General features: G+C 42.5%; 2 protein-coding genes and 1 pseudogene. All 3 read right to left on the bottom strand.

Annotation, left to right across the window (positions count from 1 at the left end; genetic code table 11):
* Window positions 1–1,718 precede the first annotated feature (1,718 nt).
* Window positions 1,719–2,177, bottom strand: coding sequence for an MbeB family mobilization protein (locus tag FTV48_RS15260; RefSeq protein ID WP_373683538.1), 459 nt, complete (start codon window positions 2,175–2,177; stop codon window positions 1,719–1,721).
* A gap of 322 nt (window positions 2,178–2,499) precedes the next feature.
* Window positions 2,500–2,748: pseudogene (locus FTV48_RS15255) on the bottom strand (relaxase/mobilization nuclease domain-containing protein); the annotation flags it as partial.
* Between the two features lie 97 nt (window positions 2,749–2,845).
* The gene (mobC, locus tag FTV48_RS14275) at window positions 2,846–3,154 is read right to left on the bottom strand and encodes a plasmid mobilization relaxosome protein MobC (RefSeq protein ID WP_373683537.1); all 309 of its coding nucleotides are present in this window, start codon (window positions 3,152–3,154) and stop codon (window positions 2,846–2,848) included.
* Window positions 3,155–3,166: the final 12 nt, after the last annotated feature.

Raw genomic sequence — 3,166 nt, 5'->3', positions numbered from 1 at the left:
TTTGCTTAGTGCGCTTTTCACTTAAACAAGTTTCACGCATCCAACTGGCAAGACTGGCGGTAGTGCAACGATCTAAAAGGGCTTGATGTTCTTCATCCGTTAAACGAATTTTGATTTCCTTTTGCCTTTTAACAATTTCTTTTTTAGTCATGACTAAATGAGATCCTCGGTTTGTAACCGTTCAAATAGAAAATCTATGATTTTTTATTTGGGCGGTTTTCGGGGGTGTCGGGGGTGAAGCCCCTGAACCAGTCTCACAAAAGGGAATTTTCTAACGTAGTTAGGAAAGTCCCCTTTGTGTGTGCTGGCTCTTAATCACAATAGCATGTTGATTGCAGGCCGACAATATTCAGCATGAATGTTGTTGCATGTGATCAAAGGCTATCTGTGATTAGTCGGTATTGGATGGTCATTGCAAGATTATGGACAATCGTAAACGACCGCCTTTGCTGATCTATGCATAAACACCATGCACAACTCCGCATAAATCACAGATTTATACGTTGAGTTGCACACAGGTTTATTGCACAGGCAAAGTCTTTGCCCACAACCGTTGCTAATTCCCTTAAATAGTAATTTTTTTAAAATAATAATTATTAATAAAAGAGCAAAAGCAAATGCTCTCAACTTCTCAACTCGCCCCCAAAGCGTCGGGCAAGCCCTTTGGCTTTGGTGAACGGTTGAGAGAGTTTCGGCAATACTCACCCTAAGGGCTGACTTTTAAAAAAAAGTCATTTCCCTTAAGTATTGCCGATGTTCCGCATATATCTTGGCTTCGGAGCCACGTATATCGGTCGTATCCGCACATAGCTTTGCTGACTATGCAGACAAGGACTCAAGGCTTTGCGCCTATGCTCCACACGCTCCTTGTCGCTATAAGGCTGTATCTCTGCGAGGGTTTCCCCAACATGCAATTAAACAGACCAATATAACTACTCCCAACGCTCCGCCTATGTGAAGTTCCCCTGTAAGCGGTTTAGCCTTTCGACTATTGCCATATAACGCCAGTGACACTTATTCCTACCACACGTTATATGTGTCTAACCGAAAAACGGACGCACAGAAGTAGACAAAGCTCGACCTTAGAGGTCTTATTTGATGGTTTTATTCACATATTTAACGAAAGTTTCAATCTTGGGGCTTGTTAATCTGTATCACTGCTTTAAAATATAAGGTGTGGTACATAAGCCGTAAGGTGAATATCGTGACGGTCGCTAAACCTCCGATCATTCGTTAATTGATGCTGTAACATCAAATAACTGTACCCGCCAAATTTAAAGGAAAAACCCGATAACTTGCAAGAGTTATCGGGTTTTTTTATTACTTAATCAGAAGATTAAGGCAACTTAAGGCAACTTAAGGCAATTTGAACTACATCCCACGATAATATTCTCGTTTTGGTGTGTTTATTTCTTTAACTTGCTGACTTGCATTTCTAGCACTTGTAATTGCTTGGTCAAGGTTGAATTTTGTGTCTTGAAGCCCTCTAGTTGATCGTTCAAGTTGTTCACCTGCCGTACTAAGTTGCTCAAGTTGGTGCTTCTCGTCTGGTCGGCTTCCCTCATATTGTCTAAGAAATCTTTGAAGGCTTTTCTCACGTTGAAATTGTCCTGCCTCGTACTCTCGAACATCTTGAGTAAATCGGCTTCCCTCTGCTGTTGCTGTGCCTGTGCTTGCTCCAAGGCTTCGAGTAAGAGCTTTTCTAATTCGGTCATCTGTTAATACCCCATCGGAACCATAAGACTGCCCTTGCCCCAACTCCCTGCGTCCTTGTTCACTAAAACGCATAATCGCTTGCGGTTCTTGTCGTCGATACAATCCTGTAATTTCACGTTGCCCCCCTTGTTCGCTAACTCTTGGATAGCTATCTCCTGTTGAGCCATAATCTCTGCATTCTGGGCTATTTTCTTGCTCTGATAGGTTAGGATGCCCCACATCAGTAAAAGCGCTGTCACGATGGCTATGGCTACGATGCTCCAAGTTTTTAACATAGTCGGCAATAGGCGTTTGTTCTGCTCTTGGATAGCGTTGCTTATTGCTTTCTCGTTTTCGCTCAACAAGTCTATCAAGCGTTGCTCGTGCTTCTTGAACTCTGTCGCCACGACTTGCTCTGTATCTTTCGCTTGCTTGCTCGATGTCTGCTCGAAGTTCTTTGCCAAATCTAAAATCTTGCTCATAGATTGCCCCCTTTAGGCGTATATTTTGCCCCCCATCGGGGTCTTTGATGCTGATACTTTTTTTGGTGGTTCGTGCTATCTCAAACCCTGCACCCTCAAGGGTTTTAATTACATCATCACGATTTTTCAAATCGCCACGCTCTGCCACACTCAAAAGCCCGTCTGTAATCGCTTCACAGGCTTTAATTTTGGTTCTAGGCAAATTATTAGGCGTACATAGCTCACGTTTATTTAATGGGTCATTAGGGTCTTTTAAGTCGTAATGGTCGTTTACAAGGTCTTTCCATGCGTTCACCCGTGGGCGATCTGCACGATCAAAATACGGCTGTAGGCGTTTACCGCTTTGAAGTTCAACATTTGCGACCACGAAATTAAGCTCTAAGCGGTCTTTATCTTGATGCTGCACCCATAAAACTGAATATTGATCCTTATCAAGACCTGGCATCAACGCACGTTCAAAACTGTCCATGATCTGTTGCTTTTGGTGTTCTTCTAAATCACGTTCTGCAAACGATAAAACGCCCGATGTATATTTTTGAGCATAGTTACTGCTGTCAATTAACTGAATCATTTGTTCAGGGTCGCCACGATCAAGCCTTGCATCTTCTCGGTCACGATCTTTACCCAATAAATAATCTACAGGCGCACTACCTGAACCAACACCACGGCTATGTATTTTTATGATCATCGTGCAACCTTTTAAGCTCTCGCTCTATACCTGATAACGCTGTGATTATTGCTATACGGTCTATTGCTGAACTGGCTTTGCTTTCTTGATTCACCAATCTAGCAATTTGATTTAGGTTATTTCCAATGCCTGCTAGTTGTCTTAATAACTTTGGGTCTACTTCAATAACTTTGCTTTGCTTAGTGCGCTTTTCACTTAAACAAGTTTCACGCATCCAACTGGCAAGACTGGCGGTAGTGCAACGATCTAAAAGGGCTTGATGTTCTTCATCCGTTAAACGAATTTTGATTTCCTTTTGCCT

The sequence above is a fragment of the Acinetobacter sp. YH18001 genome, from assembly GCF_013416975.1.
In the GTDB taxonomy this organism is placed as follows: domain Bacteria; phylum Pseudomonadota; class Gammaproteobacteria; order Pseudomonadales; family Moraxellaceae; genus Acinetobacter; species Acinetobacter pseudolwoffii.
The sequence above is the reverse complement of the archived record's forward strand: the minus strand, read 5'-3'. Positions and strand labels throughout refer to the sequence as shown.

Bases quoted from the DNA above. Each gene is read 5' to 3' on its own strand.
- FTV48_RS15260 (WP_373683538.1), bottom strand. From the start codon at position 2,177: ATGAGCAAGATTTTAGATTTGGCAAAGAACTTCGAGCAGACATCGAGC.